Annotated in this window: 19 protein-coding genes; 13 read left to right on the top strand and 6 right to left on the bottom strand. The window is 62.0% G+C overall.

Going from position 1 to position 19,386, the window contains the following annotated elements; translation table 11 throughout:
* Window positions 1–8 precede the first annotated feature (8 nt).
* Window positions 9–620, top strand: coding sequence for a YbhB/YbcL family Raf kinase inhibitor-like protein (locus A9K58_RS14560; protein WP_065200018.1), 612 nt, complete (start codon window positions 9–11; stop codon window positions 618–620).
* Between the two features lie 49 nt (window positions 621–669).
* Here the strand turns inward: A9K58_RS14560 and A9K58_RS14555 are convergent, their stop codons facing one another.
* The 3 genes from A9K58_RS14555 to A9K58_RS14545 all read right to left on the bottom strand — a co-directional run bounded on the left by A9K58_RS14555 (window position 670) and on the right by A9K58_RS14545 (window position 2,968).
* Window positions 670–1,128 carry an META domain-containing protein gene (locus tag A9K58_RS14555; RefSeq protein WP_065200017.1) on the bottom strand — a complete coding sequence of 153 codons (459 nt, stop codon included), beginning with the start codon at window positions 1,126–1,128 and terminating at the stop codon, window positions 670–672.
* Between the two features lie 147 nt (window positions 1,129–1,275).
* Entirely contained in the window at window positions 1,276–2,100 is an 825-nt protein-coding gene (locus A9K58_RS14550) for an META and DUF4377 domain-containing protein (RefSeq protein ID WP_065200016.1), read from the bottom strand.
* A 73-nt stretch (window positions 2,101–2,173) separates the two neighbouring features.
* Window positions 2,174–2,968, bottom strand: coding sequence for an undecaprenyl-diphosphate phosphatase (locus tag A9K58_RS14545; RefSeq protein ID WP_065200015.1), 795 nt, complete (start codon window positions 2,966–2,968; stop codon window positions 2,174–2,176).
* Between the two features lie 219 nt (window positions 2,969–3,187).
* Between A9K58_RS14545 and glnA the strand changes: the two genes are divergently transcribed.
* From glnA to A9K58_RS14495, 12 genes are all read left to right on the top strand, one after another.
* Entirely contained in the window at window positions 3,188–4,597 is a 1,410-nt protein-coding gene (gene glnA / locus A9K58_RS14540) for a type I glutamate--ammonia ligase (RefSeq protein ID WP_065200014.1), read from the top strand.
* Between the two features lie 319 nt (window positions 4,598–4,916).
* Window positions 4,917–5,255: a P-II family nitrogen regulator gene (locus A9K58_RS14535; protein ID WP_065200146.1), complete on the top strand. Its 339-nt coding sequence runs from the start codon at window positions 4,917–4,919 to the stop codon at window positions 5,253–5,255.
* Window positions 5,256–5,275: 20 nt separating this feature from the next.
* Window positions 5,276–6,703 carry an ammonium transporter gene (gene amt, locus A9K58_RS14530; protein WP_065200013.1) on the top strand — a complete coding sequence of 476 codons (1,428 nt, stop codon included), beginning with the start codon at window positions 5,276–5,278 and terminating at the stop codon, window positions 6,701–6,703.
* 86 nt (window positions 6,704–6,789) lie between these two features.
* Window positions 6,790–7,536 carry an N-acetylmuramoyl-L-alanine amidase gene (locus A9K58_RS14525; RefSeq protein WP_065200012.1) on the top strand — a complete coding sequence of 249 codons (747 nt, stop codon included), beginning with the start codon at window positions 6,790–6,792 and terminating at the stop codon, window positions 7,534–7,536.
* A 124-nt stretch (window positions 7,537–7,660) separates the two neighbouring features.
* The gene (locus A9K58_RS14520) at window positions 7,661–8,152 is read left to right on the top strand and encodes a cytochrome b (RefSeq protein WP_065200011.1); all 492 of its coding nucleotides are present in this window, start codon (window positions 7,661–7,663) and stop codon (window positions 8,150–8,152) included.
* A 54-nt stretch (window positions 8,153–8,206) separates the two neighbouring features.
* Window positions 8,207–9,373, top strand: coding sequence for a murein transglycosylase A (mltA, locus tag A9K58_RS14515; protein WP_065200145.1), 1,167 nt, complete (start codon window positions 8,207–8,209; stop codon window positions 9,371–9,373).
* 67 nt (window positions 9,374–9,440) lie between these two features.
* Entirely contained in the window at window positions 9,441–9,734 is a 294-nt protein-coding gene (locus tag A9K58_RS14510) for a hypothetical protein (RefSeq protein ID WP_065200010.1), read from the top strand.
* Between the two features lie 143 nt (window positions 9,735–9,877).
* Window positions 9,878–11,923, top strand: a complete 2,046-nt coding sequence (locus tag A9K58_RS14505; protein ID WP_065200009.1) for a TonB-dependent receptor — start codon at window positions 9,878–9,880, stop codon at window positions 11,921–11,923.
* A 464-nt stretch (window positions 11,924–12,387) separates the two neighbouring features.
* Window positions 12,388–13,173: a DUF3825 domain-containing protein gene (locus A9K58_RS14500; RefSeq protein WP_196769203.1), complete on the top strand. Its 786-nt coding sequence runs from the start codon at window positions 12,388–12,390 to the stop codon at window positions 13,171–13,173.
* A 415-nt stretch (window positions 13,174–13,588) separates the two neighbouring features.
* Window positions 13,589–13,885, top strand: a complete 297-nt coding sequence (locus A9K58_RS20230; RefSeq protein ID WP_081284083.1) for a phosphoglycerate mutase family protein — start codon at window positions 13,589–13,591, stop codon at window positions 13,883–13,885.
* Complete coding sequence (locus A9K58_RS20225; RefSeq protein ID WP_081284082.1) at window positions 13,846–14,166, top strand: histidine phosphatase family protein; 321 nt, start codon at window positions 13,846–13,848, stop codon at window positions 14,164–14,166. The genes A9K58_RS20230 and A9K58_RS20225 overlap by 40 nt, the downstream gene beginning before the upstream one ends.
* Before the next feature lie 114 nt (window positions 14,167–14,280).
* The gene (locus A9K58_RS14495; RefSeq protein WP_196769202.1) at window positions 14,281–15,885 is read left to right on the top strand and encodes an ATP-dependent nuclease; all 1,605 of its coding nucleotides are present in this window, start codon (window positions 14,281–14,283) and stop codon (window positions 15,883–15,885) included.
* Window positions 15,886–15,912: 27 nt separating this feature from the next.
* Here A9K58_RS14495 and A9K58_RS14490 read toward each other — a convergent pair whose 3' ends face one another.
* From A9K58_RS14490 to A9K58_RS14480, 3 genes are read right to left on the bottom strand one after another with little or no spacing between them, the layout of a single operon-like run.
* Entirely contained in the window at window positions 15,913–17,049 is a 1,137-nt protein-coding gene (locus tag A9K58_RS14490) for a hypothetical protein (protein WP_065200007.1), read from the bottom strand.
* Window positions 17,049–17,987 (bottom strand): PD-(D/E)XK nuclease domain-containing protein, encoded by a 939-nt coding sequence (locus A9K58_RS14485; RefSeq protein WP_065200006.1) that lies wholly within the window; start codon window positions 17,985–17,987, stop codon window positions 17,049–17,051. The genes A9K58_RS14490 and A9K58_RS14485 overlap by 1 nt, the downstream gene beginning before the upstream one ends.
* On the bottom strand, window positions 17,984–18,994 hold the full coding sequence (locus A9K58_RS14480) for a nucleoid-associated protein (protein WP_196769201.1): 1,011 nt from the start codon (window positions 18,992–18,994) through the stop codon (window positions 17,984–17,986). The genes A9K58_RS14485 and A9K58_RS14480 overlap by 4 nt, the downstream gene beginning before the upstream one ends.
* Between the last annotated feature and the right edge of the window lie 392 nt (window positions 18,995–19,386).

Below are 19,386 nucleotides of genomic sequence, written 5' to 3'. Positions count from 1 at the left end.
AGAGTGCAATGCAGCTGAGCAGTCACAGCCTGACCAATGGCGCACCGATCGACCGCGAATTCGCCGCCGGCGACGCCAACGGCTTCGCGCCGGATCGTAACCCGCACCTGGCCTGGAGCGGCGCGCCGGAAGGCACCCGTTCGTTCCTGCTGGTGTGCGTCGACCCCGATGTACCGACCGTGCCGGAGACGGTGGGTCGCAGTGACATGACCGTGCCACGCGACCAGCCGCGCTGCGACTTCGTGCACTGGGTGATGGCCGACATCCCGGCCAGCGTGCAGGAGATCGCCGCCGGCAGTTGCAGCGATGGCTTCGTGGTGAAGGGCAGGACCGCACCGGCCGGGCCGGCCGGCAGCCGCCAGGGCCTGAATGATTTCACCGGCTGGTTTGCCGGCAATCCGGACATGGCCGGAGACTACTTCGGCTATGACGGCCCGTACCCGCCGTTCAACGACGAGCGCCTGCATCGTTACTTCTTCCGTGTGTTCGCGCTGGACGTCGCGACGCTCGAACTGCCGGCACGCTTCACCGCCGCCGACGCGTACCGCGCCATGCACGGCCATGTGCTGGCCGAAGCCGCGCTGCATGGCACCTACACCCTGAATCCCGCGCTCGGCTGAGCAGCAGCTGGTGGAGCCGGGCCATGCCCGGCTCCGCAAACGCACTCTTTCATTCGTCCGTACGGGGCACCGGCGCGAACACCAGCGCATCGCCCTCAGCGTTGCGCAGCAGCAGGCGGCCACGTCCATCCAGCGCAAGCGTCATCTTTGCTCGCGCATGCACCACCGTGCCGGCAACACGTTCCTGCTCGGCCACCTCGGCGCGGACACAGGCGGCCGTGGTGACCACGCCGTCCTCCAGGATGAGCTGGTTGCCCTGCAGCCGATACTTGCTGCTGGCGTGGTTGCACAGGTTCAACTCGCTCATGTAACCGGGCTGGAAGCGAAGCGTATAGGGCGGCCGGCCGCGGACGAACAATGCATCAATGCGCCGGCCCTGCGCGTTGGTGGCATGGGTGAGCTGCCAAAGGTTGGCTTCGAGCTGACCGGTGGTGGGCGTGCTGGCGGCCGATGCATCCGCACACACGGCCAGCAGCGCAATGGCGACGAAGAAGGGGACGTGCTTCATGCCGATCTCCCTGATGCATTTGCGTAGAGTCGAGCCATGCTCGACTGCTTCCATGTTCAGCCGAGCACGGCTCGACGCTACAGAAACCAGGAAGGGCGGCCTTTCGGCCGCCCTTCAAGATGCAGCCGACTAACAGTCGGATCTACATCACTTCTCGATGGCCGATTCGACCACCATGTCCAGCACGTACGCCTGCGACGGTGCATCGGCCGGCGGGTTCTTCACCTGGTAGCGCTTCACGCGCACCACGTTGCGTACCCCGTCTTCGTGGGTGTAGCCCTCGATGGTGCCGTAGAAGTTCTCGAACTTGCCCGGCTCACCCTGCTTCAGGCCCTTGTCATCGAACTTCACCTCACGCACCTGCAGGCACTGGTAGTCCGGAATCAGCGGGTGCGAGCACTTCTCGGTCCTGGCCGCCACTTCCAGGAACACGGTTTCGCCGGCGCCGCCGTAGCGGGTTTCAGCGGTCGGTTCCGGGTTGAACACCAGCACGTCGCCCTTGGCGTTGGTCAGGCTCAGTTTGCCATCGGCATCCTGCTCGGCCTTCAGCTCGCCCTGCAGGCGGCTGGAAACGGCCTCATCCAGTGCCATCAGTGCCTTGTCGGTGCAGGCCATCATCGTCGAGGCCATCGCGCTTACGCTCAGCTTGCCAGCGTCGAAGGTGTAGCCACCGCCCATGCGGTTGCAGGTGTTGCTGACCGACAGGCGGCCGTCAGCGAAGTCCAGGGTGACCGGCTTGTCTTCGCGGGCGAACAGCGCATCGATGCGCTTGCCGTCGGCGCCCGTGGCCTGCTGCAACAGCCAGTGCTGGCTCTGCAGGCGCTGCGCGTCCAGATGCGCCAGCGTCTGCTGGTCCGCTGCCTTGGCCGCGGCCGGGGCCACATCGTCGCCGCCGGTACCGGCCGGTGCCGGCGTCTGGCTGCACGCGGCCATCAGGGCCAGCGGGAGGAGCAGGGTGAGCTTGCGGTTCATGGTGGGTCTCCTTGGGGAACCGTGGGGAAAACGGGGTGGGGCCGGCAACGGGGTTACCGTGCCCCGGCGCTGTTCAGCTGCCGGAGGGCAACCACAGCAGCAGTGCCGCGCCCAGCGCGATGCGGTAAAACGCGAAGGCGGTGAACCGGTGCGACTTGATGTAGCCCATCAGCCACTTCACTACGACGAAGCCGGTGACGGCGGCGGCAAGGAAAGCCACGCCCACCTCGGTCCAGTTCTCGCTGCCCAGCTGCCCGTCCCGGGCCAGTTCCAGGAAGGTGTAGGCGCTGGCGGCGAACATGGTGGGTATGCCGACCAGGAACACGAACTCGGCGGCGGCGGCGCGGCGGCTCAGGCCCAGCAGCATGGCCAGGAAGATCGCCGAGGCCGAGCGCGAGGTGCCTGGGAACACGCCGGCCACCACCTGCGCCAACCCAACGCCGATCGCCACGGTCCAGGTCACCTGGTCACGGTCGGGCAGGCGCGCGGTGTAGGCCTCCACCAGCAGCATCCAGACACCACCGATGATCAGTGCCCAGGCCACCGGGCTGACCGTCTCCGGCAATGACCAGCCCGCCTTGCGCACCACCAGGCCAACCACGGCGGTGACCAGGAACGCGGCGCCCAGCTTGGCTACATAGTCACGGTTGCCCCGCTGGCCCAGGCCGGTGGCCAGCTGCAGCAGGCGCTGGCGGAACACCAGCACCACGGCCACGATCGCGCCGGCCTGGATGACGATGTTGAAGAAGTCCGAGCGGGCACCCAGCCAGTGCTGGGCGATGAGCAGATGGCCGGTGCTGGAGATCGGCAGGAATTCGGTCAAGCCTTCGAGGATGCCCAGCAGCAGGGCGGAGAGCAGGTCGGACATGGACGATGCAGGTGCATGCAGCGGAAGAAGCTCGAGAGGATAGACGATCCCTGCTGCACCAAAGGAGTGCGTCCGCTTGCATCCGCACCCCTTTGGTGCGCGCACAACCGCACCCTGGAAGTGCACGCCTTCTGAAATCAACGACTTGCACCACGCGGAAAGTTGGCACGGTCGTTGCTGTACCTCAGCAGGCATTCATTCCCATCCGAGGTCGTACCGATGTCCGTGGAAAACGTTGAGAAGCTGATCAAGGACAACCAGATCGAGTTCGTCGATCTGCGTTTTGTCGATATGCGGGGTGTCGAGCAGCACGTGACTTTCCCGGTCAGCATCGTCGAGCCGTCGCTGTTCGAAGAAGGCAAGATGTTCGATGGCAGCTCGATTGCCGGCTGGAAGGGCATCAACGAGTCGGACATGGTCCTGCTGCCGGATCCGTCCAGCGCCTATGTCGACCCGTTCTACGCCGACCCGACCCTGGTGATCAGCTGTGACATCCTCGACCCGGCCACCATGCAGGCCTATGGCCGCTGCCCGCGCGGCATCGCCAAGCGCGCCGAGGCCTACCTGAAGTCCTCCGGCATTGCCGAAACCGCGTTCTTCGGCCCGGAGCCGGAGTTCTTCATCTTCGATTCGGTCCGTTTCGCCAATGAAATGGGCAACACCTTCTTCAAGGTCGATTCGGAAGAAGCCGCCTGGAACAGCGGCGCCAAGTACGACGGCGCCAACAGCGGCTACCGCCCGGGCGTGAAGGGCGGCTATTTCCCGGTGCCGCCGACCGACAGCCTGCACGACCTGCGTGCCGAGATGTGCAAGACCCTGGCGCAGGTCGGCATCGAAGTGGAAGTGCAGCATCACGAAGTGGCCACCGCCGGCCAGTGCGAGATCGGCACCAAGTTCAGCACCCTCGTGCAGAAGGCCGACGAGCTGCTGCGCATGAAGTACGTCATCAAGAACGTTGCCCACCGCAATGGCAAGACCGCCACCTTCATGCCCAAGCCGATCGTCGGCGACAACGGCAGCGGCATGCACGTGCACCAGTCGCTGTCCAAGGGCGGCACCAATCTGTTCTCCGGTGACGGCTACGGTGGCCTGAGCCAGCTGGCGCTGTGGTACATCGGCGGCATCTTCAAGCACGCCAAGGCCATCAATGCCTTCGCCAATTCGGGCACCAACAGCTACAAGCGCCTGGTACCGGGCTTCGAGGCACCGGTGATGCTGGCCTATTCGGCCCGTAACCGTTCGGCCTCGTGCCGCATTCCGTGGGTGTCCAATCCGAAGGCACGCCGCATCGAAATGCGCTTCCCGGACCCGATCCAGTCCGGCTACCTGACCTTCACCGCGCTGATGATGGCGGGCCTGGACGGCATCAAGAACCAGATCGACCCGGGCGCTCCGAGCGACAAGGACCTGTACGACCTGCCGCCGGAAGAAGAGAAGCTGATCCCGCAGGTCTGCTCCTCGCTCGACCAGGCACTGGAAGCGCTGGACAAGGACCGCGAGTTCCTCAAGGCCGGCGGTGTGATGAGCGATGACTTCATCGATGGCTACATCGCCCTGAAGATGCAGGAAGTGACCAAGTTCCGCGCGGCCACCCACCCGCTGGAATACCAGCTGTACTACGCCAACTGACCGGTGGCGGTGGCGGCGGGTATCCCCTCCCACCCGCCGCCACCGCACCGTCTTCGCGGCTGGGGAGCCGCGGTTGTAGGGGGTCAGATCCGTTTCGCGCCGCGAAAGGGCTCTGACCCCACCCCAGGGGCAAGAGAGAGACCGGATACGCGACCTGGGCTGCCCTCCCTCCCGCGTCGACCGTGCAAGGAGAGAGGCACGGCCGTCCCGGCCCAGTACGTGTCCGGTGCAACAGCCACGGCCATCTTCCTGATGGCCCGTGGTTGCCTGATGCCAACGCGCGCCGCGCGCTGGCCCCATCCACCATCGGGACATGCGCATGAAACTGATCTCCGCCATCATCCGGCCGTTCAAGCTCGACGAGGTCCGCGAGGCCCTTTCCGATGCAGGCGTGTCGGGTATCACCGTGACCGAAGTGAAAGGCTTCGGCCGCCAGAAGGGCCACACGGAACTGTATCGCGGTGCCGAGTACGTCGTCGATTTCCTGCCCAAGATCAAGATCGAAACCGTCGTCACCGACGAGCGTGCCGATGCGGTGATCGAAGCGATCCAGTCGTCGGCAGGCACCGGCAAGATCGGTGACGGCAAGATCTTCGTCACCCCCGTCGAACAGGTCATCCGCATCCGCACCGGCGAAATCGGTGCCGACGCGCTGTAAACCCCTTCCGGAGACTCCCCATGAAGATGCGCCTTCTCACCGGGTGGCAAGCCCGGTTCCACCTGGTGTGGTTGTTGATGCTGCTCAGCGCGCTGGTTGCGGGTGCCTGGCCGGGCAGTGCCCAGGCCCAGGCCAAGGTATCGCCATTGCCGACTGAAAACGTCGCGGTCGAGCCGCTGCAGGCGGCAGCCGCCGCTGCACCGGTCGCCGCCGAAGCCGCGGCGCCGGCCTTCGACCACGGCGACGTGGCCTGGATGCTCACGTCCACCTTGCTGGTGCTGCTGATGGTGGTGCCGGGCCTGGCGCTGTTCTATGGCGGCCTGGTGCGCTCGAAGAACGTGCTGTCGGTGCTCAGCCAGATCCTGGTGGTGTTCTCGCTGGTGCTGCTGCTGTGGGTGGCCTACGGCTACAGCGCGGTGTTCAGTGCCGGCAATCCGTTCTTCGGTTCCTTCAGCGAATTCGCTTTCCTCAAGGGCTTCGCTCCCGACTCGGTGGGCAACACGCCAATCAAGGGCCTGCCGGATTACCTGTTCGTGGCCTTCCAGTCGACTTTCGCCGGCATCACCACCGCACTGATCGTCGGCGCCTTTGCCGAACGCATCAAGTTCCGTGCGGTGCTGCTGTTCTCGGCACTGTGGTTCACCCTCAGCTACATCCCGATGGCGCACATCGTCTGGGGAGGCGGTTACCTGGGTGAACTGGGCGCGATCGATTTCGCCGGCGGCACCGTGGTCCACATCAACGCGGGCGTCGCCGGCCTGGTCGCGGCGTGGTTCGTCGGCAAGCGCCTGGGCTACGGCCAGACTGCCTTGAAGCCGCACAACGTGCCGTTTACCTACATCGGCGCCATGCTGCTGTGGGTCGGCTGGTTCGGCTTCAACGCCGGCTCCGCCGCTGCGGCCGACACCGTTGCCTCGCTGGCCTTCCTCAGTACCGTGCTGGCCACTGCGGCTGCCGTGCTGGGTTGGACCCTGGTGGAGGCGATCAGCAAGGGCAAGCCCTCGGCACTGGGTGCGGCATCGGGCGCGGTGGCCGGCCTGGTCGGCATCACCCCGGCCTGCGGCACCGTGGGCCCGCTGGGTGCCATCGTGATCGGCCTGGTCGCCGGTGTGGTGTGCGTGTGGGGCGTGACCGGCCTCAAGCGCCTGCTGAAGGTGGACGACACCGCCGATGTATTCGGCGTGCATGGCGTCGGTGGCATCGTCGGCGCGATCCTCACCGGTGTGTTCAGCGCGCAGTCGCTGGGCGGCACCAAGGCCGATCTGGATATCGGCCACCAGGTGTGGGTGCAGGTGGTCAGCGTCGGCCTCACCGTGCTGTGGTCGGCGGTGGTGACCGCAGTCATCCTGCTGCTGGTGAAGGTGGTGGTCGGCCTGCGGGTGACCGAAGAGGCCGAACGCACCGGCCTGGACGTCACCTCGCACGGTGAATCGGCCTACGAGGCCTGATGGATCGGCGTACTGACGTGGTGGGTGCCGACCGTTGGTCGGCACCCTGGCATGCATCATCAAGCGCAATCGCGCACAATCAGGCCATGCACCCGCTCCGCACTGTCCTGACGCTCTCGGCCTGCCTGCTGCTGGCTGCCTGTGCCTCCACGCCGCAGGAAGACCGCAATCCGTTGGCCACCTGGGTTCCGTCGCCGAACCAGAATGCGCGCACGCCGGTCATCATCGTCATCCACCATACCGAGCAGAAGTCGGTGCAGCAGAGCCTGCATACGCTGCGTACCGCCAACAGCGGCGGCCCGGTCAGCGCGCATTACCTGATCGGCGCCGATGGCCATCGTTACCAGCTGGTCAGCGATGCGCGCCGCGCCTGGCACGCCGGGTCCGGCCGCTGGGGCACCATCACCGATCTGAACTCGGCGTCCATCGGCATCGAGCTCGATAATGACGGCAGCACACCGTTCCAACCCGCGCAGATCGAATCGCTGATCGTGCTGTTGCGCGACCTCACTACCCGCCTGAACATTCCGCCGCGCCAGGTGATCGGCCATGCGGACCTGGCGCCCACCCGCAAGCAGGATCCGAGTCGCTTCTTCCCCTGGCAGCAACTGGCCGACGCCGGGTTCGGCGTGTGGCCGCGCGCGGCCGACGGCCCGGCACCGGAAGGCTTCGACCCCTGGAATGCGCTGGCCCGCTTCGGCTATCCGCTGGACAACCGTGAAGCCACCGCCGCCGCCTTCCACCGCCGCTTCCGTGGCCGCGACGACCTGCCGAAAGCGCTGGATGCCGAAGACGCCCGCATCCTGCACTCGCTGCTTCTGCAGATGCCGTGATCACGAAGAGCGCGTGATCCGCGCCGGAAATCCGGCAGCGCGTGCCGCATTTGCAACCTGTCCGATTCAGTACAGGCCACCGAACGTCTAACGTCGCTGCGCCTTCCTGTTGGATCGACATGCCATGCCCTATTCCAGAACACAGGTGCTGCTGCACTGGTTCTCCGCTGCCATCATCCTGTGGGCCACGGCCAGCGGCTTCTACGTGGCATTTGCCGAAAGCCCGCCCAACGTCAAGCAGGGCATCGGCTTCATCAACGTATCGCTCACCACGGTGTTGATTCCCTTCTTCGCGCTGCGCCTGTGCCTGGCGATTGCCGGCAGCCGTCGCCGCGATGCGGGCGAGCCGCTGGCTCGCATCGCGCACCGGGCCATCTATGCAACCACCACCGTGGTGCTGGCCACAGGCGTGCTGATGATGGAGCGGGACATCAACGTGTTCCATCTCGTTGTCATCCCCGCTCCGCTTTCCGGACCCGCGGCCACCGCTGCATTCAATGCCGCCCACAAGTACGCCTGCATGGTGCTGGCGGGTCTGGTTGCGCTGCACGTGGCCGCCGTCGCCAAGCATCACCTGGCGGGCAATCCGGTGCTCGACCGCATGCGCTGGCGGTGAATGCCTGCCCGCGCCGCGCTTGCCCGCCAGCGGCCGGGCCTCCACCATGGCGGCATGATCGATTCCGCCACCTACTTCAAGCGCAAGCACTGGGCCCTGTTGGCAGCGGCTGTGCTCGCCGGCTGCTCCACCACCGCTTCCCGCACCGGATCCGAAGCGCCAACGCCGGCCACCCCGCCAGCGGCCACCTATGCCAAGGTCGACTGGAAAGCCCTGCCAGCGGTCTCCGATACCGATCTGCAGGCAGGCTTCGTGGCCTGGCGCAGCAGCTGCGCCCGCCTGAAGAACGATGAAGCCTGGAGCAGACCCTGCGCCACGGCCGCGGCGGTTCCAGACAAGGACCCGGCCGCGATCCGCCAGTTCCTGCAGCGCGACCTCGATGTCTACGCGCTGCGCGCCGGTGGTCACCAGGCCGATGGGTTGATCACGGGCTATTACGAACCGATCTATCCCGGCAGCCTCACCCGCACCGACACGGCCACGGTGCCGGTATATGGCACCCCGGGCGATCTGATCGTGGTGCAGCTGGACAGCGTCTATCCGGAACTGAAGGGCAAGCGCCTGCGCGGCCGCCTCGACGGCAAGGTGCTCAGGCCCTATGACGATGCCGGCGCCATCGCAGCCAAGGGCGCCAAGGCCCCGGTGCTGGCCTGGCTGACCGATCCGATGGACCTGCAACTGCTGCAGATCCAGGGTTCGGGCCGGGTCCGCCTGGCCGATGGAAGGCAGGTGCGGCTGGCCTACGCCGAGCAGAACGGCCACCCCTACCGCGCCATCGGCCGCTGGCTGGTGGAGCAGGGCGAGCTGAAGAAGGAAGATGTCACCATGGACGCGATCCGCGCATGGGCGCGGGCCCATCCCGCACGCGTGCCGGAACTGCTGCGCAGCAACCCCAGCTACGTGTTCTTCGTGCGCAGCCCGGACAGCCCCGAAGGCCCGCGCGGTTCATTGAACGTGCCACTCACCGCCGGCTACAGCGTCGCGGTGGATCGTACCGTGGTGCCGCTGGGCAGCCTGTTGTGGCTGTCGACCACGCGCCCGGACGGCACGCCGCTGGTGCGGCCGGTGGCAGCGCAGGACACCGGCGGCGCCATCGCCGGCGAAGTGCGCGCGGACCTCTACTGGGGCAGCGGCGACGCCGCCGGCAAGCTGGCCGGTGACATGAAGCAGAAGGGCAACATCTGGATGCTGTGGCCGAAGGGCGTAGCGCTGCCGAAGTAGGTCGGCCGGGGCCAGAGCCCTTTCTGCAGAAAAGGGATCTGGCCCTCGAATGCCTGATAATGGCGCCATGAAGAACGTCAAAAGCAACGCCACCAGGAAGTACTACAAGCACTGGGCCGAATCGGACCTGGGCAAGGGCAACGTGCTGATGGAGGCCCATGGCGACCGGATCGTGCGCCAGGTGGAAATCTACGGCGTCAAGGTGGTCTGGGCCGATCAACATGGCCAGAGTGATGACCGCTTCCGGCTGGCCGAGCAGCCAGTGTCGTTCCTGGATTTCGACGAAGACGACGAGATCAGCGCCCGCGAATTCCAAGCCGCCTGGAAGAAGGCCAGGGAAGCCACCGGCTACCCGGTGTAATCCCACCTCTCGACACCCGGCTTTGTAGCGTCGAGCCACGCTCGACTGCCGTCTGCAAGGAGCAGTCGAGCGTGGCTCGACGCTACAAAGCTGGCGCATGAAATGTTATATAATTACATTTCACTCGCGCCTTTCCGCCTGCCATGAAGACCCCCACGCTGGTGGCTGCCCTCGCGGCCGCTCCGTTTGCCCCTGAAGCCTTCGCACAGTCGGCCGACGCCGCGCTTACCCTCGGCAAGGTGCAGGTGCACCAGCACGGCGAAGGCCAGCTCAGCGCGCACCAGGTGCTGACCTCGGTGGATGTGCTGGCTGCGGACCAGATCGAAGACCGCAACGTCTCGCACAGCTGGGAACTGCTCGGGCAGATGCCCGGCATCCAGCTCACCGAAACCCGGCAGGGCGCCGAATCGGGCAAGGTCAGTTTCCGTGCGTTCAACGGCGAGGGCTACCTCAACGCCATCAAGACACTGATCGACGGCATCCCCAGCAACGTCAACAGCGGCAACCAGCGCTTCATCGACATGCTGTTTCCGCTGGAAATCAGCTACATCGAAGTGGTGCGTGGCACCAATGATCCGCGCTACGGCCTGCACAACATCGGCGGCAACGTGAACTTCGGCACGCGCCAGGGAGGCAACTACACCGATGCGCGGCTGGCCTACGGCAGCTACAACACGCGCGATGCGCAGCTGGCGGTGGGCCGCGAAGCCCATGGCTTCGCGCAGAACTACTTCGTCGGCACCCAGGCCAGCGACGGCTACCGCGACCACGACACGTCGAGGAAATACGCGCTGGGTGGCAAATGGTTCTTTGGATCGCTGGAGGACGGCGTGCGCGTGGGCCTGAGCGCACGCGCCTACCACCACGAAGCCGACGAACCGGGCTTCATGACCGCCGAGGAACTGCGCACGCATCGCCGTGGCAGCGATCTGCGCAACGGCAATGATGGCGATGACCGCGACATGCGCCAGATTGCCGCGCACCTGGACCTGAAGCTCTCCGACACGCTTACCCTCGGCACGCGGCTGTACTACAACCGCTACGAGGACGACCGCAGGGTGACCTTCAGCGATCTGCCCACCGGTAACCTGCCGCGCCAGCGCCGCGTGTGGGACGAGCGGCAGCATGGCCTGCTCGGCACGCTCACCTGGCAGGCCAGCCCCACGCTTACCGTCGAGGGCGGCCTGGACTACGAGCAGCAGGACAACGGCTACCTCCGCGAGCGCTACGCCTACGCCGAACCCACCGATTTCAGCCAGGCACCGGCACGGGTGCAGAACAACGATCGCCACAGCTTCGACAACTGGGGTGCCTACGTGCAGGCCATCTACCAGCCCGTCGAGGCCTGGAAGATCGTGCCGGCGTACCGCGTGGACCGTTTCAGCGGACGCACCCGACTGATGAACGGCACCACCGGTCGCCTGCAGGACTACGGCAGCATCGGCCAACCCAAGCTGAGCGTCATCCACAGCCTGGGCGAGTACACCCACCTCTACGCCAACTGGGGCCGCACCTTCCAGGTGCTGACCGGCTCCACCGCACCGGCCTACCTCACCCCGGGGCAGGCACCGGTGCAGCCATCCACCAACACCGGCATGGAGCTGGGCCTGAAATTCCAGCCGTTTGCCGGCAGCCAGGCACGCCTCGCGGTGTGGCAGCAGGACGCGGAAAATGAGGTGTCCAACATGCCGGCCACCGGTACCACGGTCACCCTGGGCAAGACCCGCCGACGTGGCGTGGATGCGCAGGTGAGCCTGCAGCTGGGCGACGACTGGACGGTATGGGCTTCGCACGCCTACCAGGAAGCGAAGATCATCCGCGACGACCGCGATGCCAGCGTCTCGCTGCAGGGTCGCGAAGTAGCGGCCACCCCACGCTACATCAGCAACCTGGGCGTGGACTACCGGGCCAGCGAAGCCCTGCGGCTGGGCCTGCAGGCGCGCGCACAGGGCGACTACTACCTGGAGGAGCGCAACGTGGCCGGCAAGTTCGGTGGCTTCGCCGTACTCGACCTCAGCGCGGCCTACCAGCTCAATCCACGCTGGAGCGTGGACCTGCAGCTGAAGAACGTCACCGGCCGCCAGTACGCCTACGCCTGGTACGACAGCTTCTTCTGGGACAGCGCCCGCCCGATGTTCTCGCCCGCTCCGGGCCGCAGCGTGTTCGTCGGCCTCAACATGAAGCTGTAACCCGCATGGGGTCGGAGCCTTTCTGACGGAATGGGATCCGACCGTGCAACCCGTAGCGCAAGGGGGCAGATCCCTTTTCTGGTCGCATCGCCAAAGTAGGTGCCCGCCGGAGCCCCATAGTCCGTGCAGACTATGGGGGCTTGGACCGTGCTTTGCCTTCACTTGAGTGGCAAAGATTGTGTGACGTGAGGCAAGCGAACGTAGCGCGCCGCAGCAGACAATGATCCAGAACCATTGCGCCAATGGGATGCGGCCTAACAGCCGTTGGTACTGGGTTAAGAGGCCTATACGCCGGAGTCAGGGTACTAAACGTCAACTCCAGCAGACGACCGTCGCGCCTGTAGAGTACGCTTTGCCCCTGACGAGCGGCTGCGTACCCAACCCACGTGCCAACCACGTCTTGCCGGTGCGGGTCGGACCTGCTATGGGGTAGTTAGGGAGCCATGACAATTAAAGGGGGAACTGTGGCAAAGAACCAGCCTTACGATTTTACCGACCACTTCCGCGACTTCGTGTTCATGCCTAAGTTTGACGAAGCTATTGAGACCTTGGCAGTCCTAGCAGAGCCTGAGGATTGGAACTACAAGTATACCGTCGCGCCACATGCAAAACCCATCCTCCGAAACTACCTGACATATACATACCGCAGAGTCGCGGAAGAGAAAAAGATTGGCATCACGCCGGATGAGGAGTATGCGTGCTTTAACCTTGGCTTAATTACGCCGACCCAGGAACCAATCTACGCGTTACTCTCAAAAAATAAGCTGGAAAATCAACCTCAGTACTGGCACTTTCGGCGCTTCTGTCGTCGTGGCGAGCAGGACCTTAACCGATTCGCCGCATTGCCGGAAATGGCTCACTATTACGAGAATCCCGCCGGCTTGGTCTACGACTCACGGAAAGAGCTACGAGTCAATGTTGAGCACATCATCAGTGACAACATCGAGCGATTTCCTGACCAGCTAAAAGCAATGAATCCCTTTGGCCTTCAGAACCTTGTCAAGGGTGCGATTGACTCCGCTGTTGAAAGGGTTCGGCGCAACTACAAGACAGCTATTCCCCAGTACTATCAGGGCAACATCCAGCTTCTTTTACCACTCACACTGCTTGATCCAGCAAAAGCCGACCTTGCTCTCGTCGCCGAGAAGTTTGGGGACTTTTATCGCGCTGCGACCTGCCTTACGTTGGATATGGCCTATAACAATGCCAGACAGGTCGCTAGGCCCGATCGCGATTGGCTGGCACCCTAACAATTCATTCAAGCCGACGCCGCTTCGCGGCTCGGCTTGATTCAGACCTTGAACGCCCGCTATTGGTCGAAAGGGCCCATCGGTGTCATGTCAAGTGTCCAACCGGCTGGCGGCGCTGTCAGGGGGCATTGATCTGATCAGAGTCCTCGCATCCTATGGGGACGATGGTTCTGACCAAGCGACGATGCTGGTCACCAGGCTCAGTCGCGTGATCATCTTCTGCTGGTCAGGTGATCAATCTCATCGGTACCCACAGGTGCCCGATAAGCTGGAGGCGGTGTCCAATTCACGTGGTATCGCTGCCCAGTTCATTTGGTGGCAATGCCCAACTGACTGTCGGTTTGTAGTCAGGGTGCATCCGAGACGGGCAGCAGGCACCTGACCAGAAGACAAGCAGAACAGGGGGAGAGAGAAGATGCTAGTGGTAGTTAGGCATGCGCAAAGCATGGCTAATGCGGGATTTGTAACCGCCGATCCAGAATCCATTGCCCTTACTACCGCAGGGGAGGAGCAGGCTCGCGCATTGGCAATGACCTGGTCGGCTGCGCCTGACCGCATCTTTACCTCACCATTCCTCCGGGCTAGGCAGACATCACAACCACTCGCCGAACGCTTCAAGATGGTTGTTGCGCCCCTAGCGGTCCACGAGTTCACTTATCTGTCGCCTGAGCGGTGCGTGGGCACTCGGCAGCAGACCGCAAGCAGTGGGTAGAGGACTACTGGTCCCGTTGCGATCCAAACTATGTGGATGGACCTGGTGCCGAGTCATTTGCCCAGCTAGTTGCCCGCGCTGCGCGAGCGCTGCGCATTCTTAAATCCTATTCCGCGCATGAGCAGGTGGTCGTGTTTAGCCACGGCCAATTGATGCAGGCGATGCGCTGGATTTGCGGGAGCAAGGCTCCCTCCGTGGTGAACGCTGCAGCGATGGGCGCATTTCGAAAGCTGGATCTGGACCAGCCTATAGCCCATTGCCAGAGGGTATCTTTCGAATAGAAGGCGATCGCGGATATTGTCAACCTCCCGACCCCACCCCGGCCGCAGTTCTTTGGCCTTGTCGGATCAGAAGACTATGAAGTCGTCATGTCCCACGGGAGTGCCGAAGGTAGGTTGAAGATCGAGGACTTTCCCGGCGAGCAATGCGACGCAAGCTGCGCGCCCGAGATTGAGTTGCAAACCTACGTATTCGAAAATCCTCCAGCAAGACAGTGGCTTCATACGGAAGAATCGACAGGGCGAACCTACATTCGGGAGCGCTGGCGTTGGGACGAGGTTGGCAAGGATCCGAAGAGACAGGGCCACCGGGTCGATGGTCACGATTGGGACGAGAAGGTCCCGTGGGGTGCACCCAGCGTCGCCAATTCACGCAGACCAATCCCTCACCACGTCGATGCGTTTGATCGCCCAGAAGAGCAGGGAGCGAAGATCACGGCGATCCTGTCGGAAATTTTGCTGCAGAAGGCGACGCAGAAGGAGGGGGATGAAGCCTCTGCAATTGATACGCTTGCCGCGAAAGTTCGAGAGCTTCAGCGGAAGATCGTGAAAGATGCTGCGGACGAAATTGAAGGGTTGGAGTTGTCGCTCTCGGGTTACATGAGCGAAATTTTTATCGGTTTCCGTGTCACCCTTGATGCGCGAACCGAAGAGGTCAGCGAGAGATCTGTAGGCATCTTCAACACCAAGCCACTGTTGAGAATGGGGCCTGAGCATGGCCATTTGGCGCCGTTGAAAAAGCAGGGAAGCGGCGCGAGGAGAACTCTCCTATGGTCTGCCCTGAAGATTGCCACAGAGCGCGCGAGCGCGAACCCAAGGAAGCAAAGCAAAGCGAAGTCAGCGCAGACCGACGAGACGCTTGCCGATGACGGCATACAGTCCTACAGCCGCCCCCATGTGCTCTTGCTCGACGAGCCCGAAATTTGCCTCCATCCCACCGCCGTCAGAGACGCCTGCCGCGTCCTATACGATCTGGCCCAAGATGGAACTGGGTGGCAAGTGATGGTAACGACGCACTCACCCGCGTTTATCGACATCTCCAGAGATAACACCACCGTGGTGCGTGTGGAGCGAACAGAAACTGGTGCGATATGCGGTACTACCGTTTTTCGTCCTGAGCGTGTCGGATTGAGCGATGACGATAAAGAGACACTGAAGTATCTGAATCAATGGGACCCCTACGTTGCAGAGCTTTTCTTTGGCGGTCGGACGATCCTGGTTGAGGGTGACACGGAGTACTCTGCCTTTAGGGAGATCGTCGAGGCCGACCGCAAGGCGTACAGAGACGTTCATGTCGTTCGTGCTCGCGGCAAGTACATCATCCCTATTCTTGCGAAAATCATGAATCACTTCGGAGGCCACTACGCCGTTCTACATGACACGGATAGACCGAAGACATACAAGGGCAGCGCGAATAGTGCGTGGAAGGCAAACGAAACCATTTTGAATGTTTGTGCGGCAGCCCCAAAGAGCGCCCGAGTCAGGCTTGCAGCGAGCCTCATTGACTTTGAGCACGCCATCTTTGGCGTGAAGGCTGCGGCGGAGAAGCCGTTCAATACCGTTAGAAGGATTCGAGAAAATGCTTTTGTCCGCGGGGCTGTCGAAGAGGTTCTGCGCTACTTGCTGTTTGAACGAGATGAGCCACCAATTGACACGATCGTTGAATGGAAATCAGTCGAAGAACTGGAGGCGTCAGTGCTAGCCTTTGATGATGTGGGGTAGGGGCATTGCAAGCTTACGACATGCCGTTTAGAGCGAACGAAGGGTTGTGAAGTGTCTATCCACTGCCGCGAGGATTGCCGAACTAAGCTCCTTCTTGGCCTGCGGTTGCCGCTCCGACTTGCGCTTGCCTGTAACAGAGATGTTTTCAATGCTAAACGAGAACGGCGCAATGGCGACGTCCTGGCTTCCTCGTGCTATCTGGAAGTAGTAGATGACGGAGCATTTCCCAGTGATGCCGTCGACCTCATACGTATGGTCTACGGAAATGCGCGTCATCAGAAACGAGCCGTGGTATTGCTCGTCGGCGAGCAGGCTAATTTCATTGAGCTTGTCGCCGTCCATCCGCATGTTACGTATTGAGCCCTCGAGAAGTTTGAGCTCTGGAGGTAGTTCAGTGTTTGCCCGCGCACCATTGGGTTTGAGGGTCAGATCCACAATCTGGCCCGGGTCTTTACCAACGGTGCCAGGACCGGCCAACCGCAGTAAGAACGTGACATGGTTGTGCCCATCAAAAGAACCCAGCCTGATCTTCACGGGCGCTTCGTCTTTTGAAATGCCAGCGGCTCTGAGTTCGCGCGTTACATGGGTGATTATGAGGTCATTGATGCGGTCGGTTTCTTTCGCTGTATGTGTGGACAGAACATCGAGAACCAGTGAGCCTGCATCTTGGCGGATGGAGATATCCGCCGTGAAAAAAAGTTCTCTATGCAGAAGATCTCGGCTGTAGTCCTCCCGTCTGATCTCATAAGAAACGACGAGATGATTGCGGTCGGACCTCTGTATCGACGGCTCACGGGCGAACGACACCCCGGGGATGCGCTCGATACCTGCCACCGTGACAAAGTCTTCCTTGAGGCCTTCAATAACGGCCTGCCAGCGCGCATCCGCTGCGGTCAATGTGACCTTCTGGGGCTGCGCCTTGGGTTTGGACTCACGGGACACGCTGTCGTCGAGCAGCTTTCCAATCTCGAAGGGTTGGAGGAGCGTCGTTGAGAGAAATTGGATGAGCTGGGTGCGTTCAGGATTGGCGACAAAGAGCCCCTTCCTGCGGGCCAGGGCGGTAAGGTCACCTGTCGAGATGCGATCCCCTGAGAGAAGCACGCGCAACTGTTCGCCGAAGGGAAGCCAAGTCGAGATATCGACTTTATTAGGTCCGTCAAGCATTAGGCGTTCTCCAGCGCGTTGAGATTGGAGCGAACATAGCAGAAGGCCGAAATATCGGCCTGTCGGTTGTCAAAAGGCAGCTTTGCCTTTGCCGCGATCCGTTCATGTTGCGCAGCGTTGTAGTCCGGGAAGCCAATGCGAACCGCTTGGCCCCACCCCCCAGTCAGCGAAAGTGCAAGTGCGATGGAGCGGGTGTACGCCTCCTCATCAAAGTTCTGCCTGACATAGAGGTGGAGTCGCTCACCTTCAGATGTCGAGACCTTTAGGGGCAGCATGTCGGCGACAACTAGCTCCAGGGGCAGAAATCTTCCATGTCGCTCATCGCTCTTGTTGACTAAGCCCGTATCAGGGAAATAAAAGCGGTGTGTGGCGTTCTGCTCACGACCAACATGGTCGAGCGCGCTAAGAATGAAGTTGATGCGTGCGCCGTCGACAAGATAGACATTGTAAATGCAGGCTTCATCAAGCGCGCGAACCGTAGCACACGCTCCTAGTATGTCTCGATCAAAGGAGTCGTTGTGCGAGCTGGTCCAGATGAGTAGGCTGCTGTGCTCGTGACGCCTACGGCCGGCAAACGCAGTAACGAGCTCGTGGATGGAGGTGTCGTACTGAGCGCAGGCGATGATCTCGTTCGCCTCGAGAACAAAGCCTTTGAGCGCAGTCTTCAGGTCGCTATCCTTCTCTGAATAGCCGCCGATATTGTTCTTTACAGTGACGTGGACAACGTCAGTCCGGCTTTCATAAAACGGATTGTTGTAGATGAACACTCGGTCGTCGCCATGAGTGTTCCGCTGATTTCCGCCGGACCCAGTGTGGTTGCCGTCAGTGCACGGAATAGTCAGAGCTTTCAAGTCCTGGTGCCATCCGATGGCCTTCAGAAATGACTCGGCGAGCTTCTCGCCATACTCTCCGGACTTTTTGGATTGCTCGCCGCTCATCGTGATCCTTCTAGTTTGATGACAATATGGATTGCATCTGTGCCATCCGGTTGGCTGATCTCAATGGACGAAGGAGTCACGCCTTTCGAGAAGACAAGGTCGACACCGGGTGAGATGGGCGTGCTGCGAAGCGTCGCGTTCAACGAACGTCTTATCTGCCGGACGTCCGCTATGGTCTCACGGTCAACCTTGTATCCAAGTTCAGTCTCAATTCTTTCGGCCATATCCTCGATTGAGTCCTGGCCGACGAAACTGGCGCTTAAGTCGAGAAGATCAACAACACTAGGCGTTGCTCCGGGAGTAAGTTGGGCGGCAAGGCATGCCTTAAAAGCCACCTGCGCAGACGGATCCTTGAGCTCCGTACTTGCCAGCTTGGCAATACTGCTAACAAAGGTAGCGACGCCCTGGTCGCTTTGGATGGGGGCCACCTTCAGGAAGTCCTCAAGCCAGTACCGTGTCCGCGATTTGCCCCGCTCCAAAGCGACAACCGTTCCATCGTGGTCAAATACGAGTGCGGCCTTCTGTAGCTGGCGCGGATCTATCCCAGAAAGTCCTGTGATGGAGAGATCGGTGGTCGCGTCGTCGACCACGAGGAACCGCTCGGTCACCTCTGTTTTGAACAGGCCTAGCACTCGACCACCATCATTCAGACCCCCTCGCAATTCGAAAAGAACGACGAAGAGGTCGCCACCGGCTACGCCTGGATGCGTAGATTTGCTGTAGAGATGACGGGCGATGGCCTTGGAGCTCTCGACGAAATTTTCATCGTCGGCGAGAGCGTCAGCTGCAAAGCGCCTCACGTCGTTGAGGTCGAGCGTGGATTCATGGGTGAACGCGTAGCGCTCGCCCCCCTCTTGGGTGCCCCTGAGGTAGTTGTCAACCAGAATCGCGTTAACGTCCGGACCGGCGTCAATGGCATCGCTTGACAGCCGCGTCCCTTCTTCCCGAATGCGGTTGCCTACTCGGTGAACGATGAACTTCACCACACGCGCACTTTCGACGCTCATCCTGCTCCTTGCTGTACGCCCCCTGTAGACGTCCATTACAAAAAGGGTACCCGGCCTTCATTACGACGTGCAAGGCCGCTGTGCGATCATCAAGGCTCATCATCGGAGGATCGATTGAAGGTGCATCTCGGCTAGCGGTTGCGGCTTGGGCGGTGGCCGACATATCCGTCGCATGGCGCAGATTTTCTGGCCTAGTTGGATCAAGGGAGACGTCGGCTTGTCGTAGAGGCTAGCCGGTCTCACTGACGTGCCAAATCTGCCCCACTCCCCGATGCTTGCTAAGCAGCGTATGTAACCAATGACTATGCCCAGATTAGACTGGAATGACTTCTACCGATTTGTGTGCCAGGAGCGAGAGCCAGGCTGAATGAGCCATTCGTCATAGTTCGTAC

This window comes from Stenotrophomonas maltophilia, assembly GCF_001676385.1.
Lineage (GTDB): Bacteria > Pseudomonadota > Gammaproteobacteria > Xanthomonadales > Xanthomonadaceae > Stenotrophomonas > Stenotrophomonas maltophilia_J.
This window is presented reverse-complemented; position numbering and strand designations above follow the sequence as displayed.

What these genes read in the sequence shown, in the direction of transcription:
- A9K58_RS14560 (WP_065200018.1), top strand. Translation starts at nt 9, where the DNA reads ATGCAGCTGAGCAGTCACAGCCTGACCAATGGCGCACCGATCGACCGC.
- A9K58_RS14555 (WP_065200017.1), bottom strand. Translation starts at nt 1,128, where the DNA reads ATGAAGCACGTCCCCTTCTTCGTCGCCATTGCGCTGCTGGCCGTGTGT.
- A9K58_RS14550 (WP_065200016.1), bottom strand. Translation starts at nt 2,100, where the DNA reads ATGAACCGCAAGCTCACCCTGCTCCTCCCGCTGGCCCTGATGGCCGCG.
- A9K58_RS14545 (WP_065200015.1), bottom strand. Translation starts at nt 2,968, where the DNA reads ATGTCCGACCTGCTCTCCGCCCTGCTGCTGGGCATCCTCGAAGGCTTG.
- glnA (WP_065200014.1), top strand. Translation starts at nt 3,188, where the DNA reads ATGTCCGTGGAAAACGTTGAGAAGCTGATCAAGGACAACCAGATCGAG.
- A9K58_RS14535 (WP_065200146.1), top strand. Translation starts at nt 4,917, where the DNA reads ATGAAACTGATCTCCGCCATCATCCGGCCGTTCAAGCTCGACGAGGTC.
- amt (WP_065200013.1), top strand. Translation starts at nt 5,276, where the DNA reads ATGAAGATGCGCCTTCTCACCGGGTGGCAAGCCCGGTTCCACCTGGTG.
- A9K58_RS14525 (WP_065200012.1), top strand. Translation starts at nt 6,790, where the DNA reads ATGCACCCGCTCCGCACTGTCCTGACGCTCTCGGCCTGCCTGCTGCTG.
- A9K58_RS14520 (WP_065200011.1), top strand. Translation starts at nt 7,661, where the DNA reads ATGCCCTATTCCAGAACACAGGTGCTGCTGCACTGGTTCTCCGCTGCC.
- mltA (WP_065200145.1), top strand. Translation starts at nt 8,207, where the DNA reads ATGATCGATTCCGCCACCTACTTCAAGCGCAAGCACTGGGCCCTGTTG.
- A9K58_RS14510 (WP_065200010.1), top strand. Translation starts at nt 9,441, where the DNA reads ATGAAGAACGTCAAAAGCAACGCCACCAGGAAGTACTACAAGCACTGG.
- A9K58_RS14505 (WP_065200009.1), top strand. Translation starts at nt 9,878, where the DNA reads ATGAAGACCCCCACGCTGGTGGCTGCCCTCGCGGCCGCTCCGTTTGCC.
- A9K58_RS20230 (WP_081284083.1), top strand. Translation starts at nt 13,589, where the DNA reads ATGCTAGTGGTAGTTAGGCATGCGCAAAGCATGGCTAATGCGGGATTT.
- A9K58_RS14490 (WP_065200007.1), bottom strand. Translation starts at nt 17,049, where the DNA reads ATGCTTGACGGACCTAATAAAGTCGATATCTCGACTTGGCTTCCCTTC.
- A9K58_RS14485 (WP_065200006.1), bottom strand. Translation starts at nt 17,987, where the DNA reads ATGAGCGGCGAGCAATCCAAAAAGTCCGGAGAGTATGGCGAGAAGCTC.
- A9K58_RS14480 (WP_196769201.1), bottom strand. Translation starts at nt 18,994, where the DNA reads ATGAGCGTCGAAAGTGCGCGTGTGGTGAAGTTCATCGTTCACCGAGTA.